At 70.0% G+C, this 5,571-nt stretch carries 5 protein-coding genes and 1 pseudogene; 5 read left to right on the top strand and 1 reads right to left on the bottom strand.

All coding sequences use genetic code 11. From position 1 onward, the window contains the following. Positions 1 to 225: 225 nt before the first annotated feature. The 5 genes from J2Z33_RS17850 (at position 226) to J2Z33_RS17830 (ending at position 3,705) form a co-directional block, all read left to right on the top strand. Positions 226 to 732 carry a hypothetical protein gene (locus J2Z33_RS17850; protein ID WP_209843571.1) on the top strand — a complete coding sequence of 169 codons (507 nt, stop codon included), beginning with the start codon at positions 226 to 228 and terminating at the stop codon, positions 730 to 732. 982 nt (positions 733 to 1,714) lie between these two features. Continuing rightward, entirely contained in the window at positions 1,715 to 1,936 is a 222-nt protein-coding gene (locus J2Z33_RS17845) for a hypothetical protein (RefSeq protein WP_209843569.1), read from the top strand. 210 nt (positions 1,937 to 2,146) lie between these two features. Then, positions 2,147 to 2,842 carry a recombinase family protein gene (locus tag J2Z33_RS17840; protein WP_209843567.1) on the top strand — a complete coding sequence of 232 codons (696 nt, stop codon included), beginning with the start codon at positions 2,147 to 2,149 and terminating at the stop codon, positions 2,840 to 2,842. Next, positions 2,749 to 3,528 carry a hypothetical protein gene (locus J2Z33_RS17835; RefSeq protein ID WP_209843565.1) on the top strand — a complete coding sequence of 260 codons (780 nt, stop codon included), beginning with the start codon at positions 2,749 to 2,751 and terminating at the stop codon, positions 3,526 to 3,528. The genes J2Z33_RS17840 and J2Z33_RS17835 overlap by 94 nt, the downstream gene beginning before the upstream one ends. 6 nt (positions 3,529 to 3,534) lie before the next feature. After that, positions 3,535 to 3,705, top strand: a complete 171-nt coding sequence (locus J2Z33_RS17830) for a hypothetical protein (protein ID WP_209843563.1) — start codon at positions 3,535 to 3,537, stop codon at positions 3,703 to 3,705. A 684-nt stretch (positions 3,706 to 4,389) separates the two neighbouring features. On the opposite strand, the pseudogene J2Z33_RS17825 reads toward J2Z33_RS17830, so the two are convergent. After that, positions 4,390 to 5,471: pseudogene (locus tag J2Z33_RS17825) on the bottom strand (IS3 family transposase); the annotation flags it as partial. Positions 5,472 to 5,571 lie beyond the last annotated feature (100 nt).

Here is a 5,571-nt window from a genome sequence, read left to right as displayed (position 1 = left end):
TCCGGTCGGGCTACGCCCTCCCTTCAGTTCAGCCCCGACGCATCGCTCTCATCCAGATTGTCGCTCGTGCCTCATCCTGATCGACACGCTCAACTGCCGGCCACCTCAGGGCAGCGCGAGCCGTTCCTGCCGCTCACTCATACCGACTGGCGGCTGATCTGACTTTGGCGTTTCCCGCTTGGCTGGCTTGGTGGTTCTGTTGTGCGGTTGACGAGGGAGGAGCCGGTGCTTGCGGCATGGCCGATCCGGACGGACCTGAGCGCGGGCGAGCTGCGGGCCTTGGCGCGACGGCAGAAGGAGCCGCGCGCGGCCGCGCGGATGCAGGCCATCGTGCAGGCCCTGGAGGGGAAGAGCCGGGCCGACGCGGCGCGGCTCGCTGACCTGGAGCGGCAGGCGCTGCATGAGGCGGCGGTGCGCCACGACTCCGAAGGCTTGGCCGGGCTGCACGACCGGCCCAAGGGCCACGCCCGCCCAGTGTTGAGCGCCAAGCTCAAGCGGTTCGCGCTTGCCGGCCCCGATCTCGCCCGCCCCGGCCGCACGGAGTGGACGCGGCCCTCTTTGGCGCAGGAGGTCGCGCGCCTTTTGGGCAAGCGGCTGCCCGGCCAGCCTGTCGCGGGGGCTGAGGCGGCTGGGGCTCTCGGGACGACGCGGCCGCGTGGTCCGCAGGCCAACGCCAAGGCACAGGAGGCGTTCAGAAAGGGGGGTCTCGCCGAAGCCATGGCGGCGGCCTAGGAGGCCAGCCCTGGTCAGTGCATCGAGTTGTGGCTCGAAGATGGGACCCGAGAGGGCCGGAAGGGGCGCACCACTCACCGTTGGCGGACCAGGGGCGAGCGCCCGGCGGGGCTCTGCGACAAGCGCTTCGCCTCCGCCCGCCTGTTCGACGCCGTGGAACCGGCCACCGGCACGGAGGTCGCTCTCGTCCTGCCCGCCGCTTCGACCACCGCCATGAGCCGCTTCCTGGCCGAACTGACCGCCCAGATCGCTCCCGACGCCCATGCCGTGCTCGTGCTCGACCAAGCCGGCTGGACACGGCGCCCGCGCGCCGGTCGTGCCCCCGAACCTCACCCTGGTGCCGCTGCCGCCCTGCTCGCCGAAGCTCAGCCCGATCGAGCGGCTCTGGGCTTACCTGCGCGAGCGGCATCCCTCGCACCGTCTCCTCGACGACCACAACGGCGTCGTGGATGCCTGCTGTGCTGCCTGGACAGGCTTGGCTCAGGAGCTTGGGCGCATCCAGCCACCCATGGCTGCCAGGCCTGAGCTCATTAGCGGGCTGACATGAGACTGCCGGCTCAGTAGCGGCCGGTGATCCCGCCCTGCGCGCCCCTTGCTCGCAGGCCCGGAGCCGCGCAGGTCCTCAGGGTCGTGCGGCAGGGATCCGACCTCGTCCAGCATGGCCGAAGCCTAGCCGGCCGGTGCCACCAAGGGAGTCCCGTCCGCTTCGCTCTCGCTTGCCGCCCATACTGCGGTCAGCGGTCGCCAGCTCCGCTGCGGAGCACGCCAGTCGATGCCCTCGAACGAAGGTCTGCAGGAATGTCCCCTCTGGTGAGGCTGATGATCCCTGTTTGGCGGAGATCACGGTCTGCGACCCTCGCCATCCGCTCTTCAGGCGTCGCTTCCCGATCCTGCGACGGCTGGCAAGCCGGGCCGGCAACGTCGCGCCCTCCCTTGATGTCGAGCACGAGACTGGAGGCACCCTGCTGGTCCCGGTGGCGGCGTGCGAGCCGCACCCGGCGCAAGGGACCGAGGTCAGGCGCGTGAGCTCGGCTGGCGTCCGTTTGACGTCTACGTCATCGGCGCCGATCTCGGGCCGAGCGGCGCCTCCACGGCGGGGCGCGACGGCTTCAAGGAACTGACCGCGCGCGTGGGTCTGGGCAAGGTCGGTCTGGTCCTGTCGATCAACGTCACCCGGCTCGCCCGCAACTGTTCCGACTGGTAACCGCTCCTGGACATCTGCGCGCTCCGGGGCGGCCTGATCGCCGACCGCGACGGCGTCTATGATCCCGGCTCGCCGAACGGCCGCCTTCTCCTGGGACTGAAGGGCACGATTTCCGAACTCGAGCTGCACACAGTCCGCAGCCGCCTCACCGCTGGGCTGCTGGCCAAGGCCGCCCGCGGGGAGCTCGCGCTCACCCTGCCGGTTGGCCTTGTGCGCGGGCCCGGCGAGGTCGTCGTCAAGGACCCGGACCTCGAGGTTCAGGCCCGTCTCGGGCTCGTCTTCGAGAGCTTCCTCCGGCTGAGGAGTGCGGTGGCGGCCATACGCTGTCTGAAAGCTCAGGACCTCGACCTGCCGCGCCGCGACCGGCACGGCGACCTGCGCTGGACGCGACGGACGGTGGCGGCGGTAACGACGATCCTGAAGAACCCTGCCTATGCCGGTGCGTTCGTCTACGGGCGCAAGCGCATGGCGGAGCGGACAAGCCGTGGCGGCCGCCAAGGAAAGGCGCCGCGGGCGATGGCGGACTGGCGCATCGTCGTGAAGGACCGCCACCCGCCCTACATCGACTGGCCCACCTTCGAGGGGATCCAGGCGACCCTCACCGACAACCGGGCGGAGTACATGCAGACCAAGACAAGAGGCGCGCCGCGCGAGGGCGACCTTCTTCTGCAAGGCTTGGCCTGGTGCGGGCGCTGCGGCCACAAGATGTCCGTCCGCACCAAGGGCAGCGGCAGTACGTCTGCAACCGCCTGCGCACCCAACAGGGCCTGCCTGGCTGCCAGAGCCTGCGCGCTGCCTCGATCGAAGCGGCGATGGGGCGGGCCTTCCTGGCCGCCATCGCGCCGGCTGAGCTTGATGCGCTTGCTCGCGCGCACCGCACGCAGCGCCAGGCCGACGAGGCGGTGATCCAGGCGGCCGAGCAGCAGCTCGAGCGCAAGCGCCACCAGGTCGCTCTTGCGGAGCGGCAGTGCAACAGGGTCGATCCCGACAACCGTCTCGTCGCCGCCGAGCTCGAGCGGCGCTGGGAGGCCGTGTGGATAGAACTGAAGGCGGACGAGACTGCGCTCGCCGCATGGCAGGCAGCTCCAGCCACTGCGCCCGCAGCACTTGACCGGAGCCTGGCGTCCAAGGTGGTCGCGCTCACGGGGCGGCTGCCGGTGCTCCGGGCCGATCCAGCGACGGGGAACGCCCAACGCAAGACGCTGCTGCGCTGCCTGATCGAGAAGGTGGTCCTCGATCGTGGCAGCCACGACGTCGCGCACGTGCGCATCGTTTGGCGCGACGGCGCGGTGAGCGAGCTCGCGGTCGCGCGGCCGGCGACCTGCCTGGCCTCCCTGGCGCGCGGCGCCGAGATGCGCGTCTGCATCCTCGAACTCGCCCGTGCCGATCATCCCGACGACGAGATCGCCGCGGCCCTGACGCGGGAGGGGCATCGCCTGGGCCCACGCTGCCCCGATCGGGTGCTGCCAGTCACCGTCCAGGGCATCCGCCTTGCGGCTGGGCTGAGGACGGGGACGCTGCGGACACGCTGGTGCCATGCGCCCGGCCGGCTCGGCGTTACGGCCGAACGGATGGGGATCCCGGCGAAGTAGCTGCACGTGCAGATCCGTGCCGGCTGCATCCTCGTCGACCCACAGCCCAGCGGCGCCTATCTCTTCGACGACGCCACCCAGGTCATCGCCAGCCTTCGGGCCCTCCGCGAACGGACCGTCGAGCAGGTCGACCTGAGGGCACATCAGCCTGCTCAGGAGGGACACCAACATGGATGATCGAGGAGAGCCTCGAACTGCGACGGGGTCAGCGCCACCTTGCCCTCGCTCGCCGAGGGCTAGGTCGAGGAGGCCCGCGGCGCCGTCGAAACCTCGTCGCAGCCATCGCCAAGGGCCGGACCAGCGCCGCCCTGCTGACGGCCCTGGAGAAAGCCGAGGCTCAGCTGGCGAAGCTCGAAGCGAGGCGGGCCGGAATGACGCCCATCGCCGTCTAGCTGCCCGTCAACTTGCCGCGGCTCTAACGCACGCAGATGTGGCACTTCGCCGCCTCGCTCTCGCACGAGGTGGCGCTCGGCCAGGCGAGCCTCGCTCTGCGGGATCTCATCAAGAAGGTGGTGGTCACCTGGGACGAGGCGGCGCAGGGCCATGACCTTGCGATCGAGGGGCGACTCGAGGCGCTCCTCGAGCTCGGCGGCGCCCAGGCCGTCGAGATCTTGCCGGTCGACAACTCGGACACCGACGGGCTCATGGCCAGCCTGAGCGAGGCCGATGCGGGAGAGGAGAGGCCCTCGCCGAGGACCACACCCCGGACGATGAGCCTGACGGCCCCCGGCTGCTGTGCCCCCTGACCTTCATCCACGTGAAACCAGAGCCGGCGGGTGACATTTGCCCGCGTGCGCGGAGGGATCCAATGGGCGATTGGCGGAACATCTCCATCGCGTGTAGCCGATCGCCCGTTGCGGCGAGCAGGGCGGCGAAGACTGCGGGGGTCTCGTGGCCGAGTGCCGAATGGGGCCGGGTCGCGTTGTAGTCGGCCACCCAACTGGCGACGATGCGGCGGGCCTGATCGAGGCCGAAGAACAGCGTCTGGTTCAAGAGTTCGTCCCGCATCTTCGAGTTGAACGCCTCGCAGATGCCGTTTTGCATGGGCTTGCCCGGGGCGATGAAATGCCAGGACACGGCGGCCTCCTCGCACCAGGCCAGCATGGCGTTCGAGGTGAACTCGGTGCCATGGTCGCTGACGATCAGGCCCGGCTTGCCGCGGCGGGCGATGAGGGCCGTCAGCTCCCGCGCGACGCGGCGCCACGAGATCGAGGTGTCGACCACGGCGGCGAGGCATTCTTTCGTCACGTCGTCGATCACGTTGAAGATCCGGAACCGGCGGCCCTGGACGAACTGGTCGTGGATCGAGCCGCAGGGCGCCACCGTTCCGAGCCCGGCGGCGAGGGTCGACCGACCAGCGCGCGTTCGGCACGGCCACCGTCAGCAGCGATGCCCGGGTGCCAGTCGCCCTCTTCCGTCCTCGGCGCTTGCGCACCGACAAGCCTTCCTCCCGGTAGAGCCGCTGGGTCTTCTTGCGGTTCACGGCATGGCCCTCTCGCCTGAGCAGAACGTGCAGCCGCCGGTAGCCGAACCGGCGGCGCTCGGACGCCAGCGCCCGCAGGCGCTCGCGCAGTTCGTGCTCGTCAGGGCGTCGGCTGCGGTAGCGGACGGACGTCCGATCCGCGCGATCACGGCACACGCCCGCCGCTCGCTCATCTCGTGGCACTCCACGAGCATCGCGACGGCTTCGCGCCTGGCAGCGGGCGTCACCACTTTCGCGAGAGAAGATCCTTCAGCGCAGCCTGATCGAGCAGCGACTCCGCCAGGAGCCGTTTGAGCCGGGCGTTCTCATCCTCAAGCGCCTTCAGCCGCTTCGCGTCAGATACGTCCATGCCGCCGAACTTGGCCTTCCAGGCGTAGAACGTGGCGCTGCTGATCCCGTGGCGACGGCAGATCTCCGCCGTCTTCGCCCCGGCTTCCTGCTCGCGCAGGACCCCGATGATCTACTGTAAGCGTCTGGTCTAGCTGCTCTGACGGTCGGAGATGCCGAGGGATAGTGTCCGCTTGTGGATGATGGACACTATCGGGGTCTGGGGTGGCACG

Origin of the sequence: Rubellimicrobium aerolatum, from assembly GCF_017872975.1 — a bacterium.
Classification (GTDB): domain Bacteria; phylum Pseudomonadota; class Alphaproteobacteria; order Rhodobacterales; family Rhodobacteraceae; genus Rubellimicrobium; species Rubellimicrobium aerolatum.
This window is presented reverse-complemented; position numbering and strand designations above follow the sequence as displayed.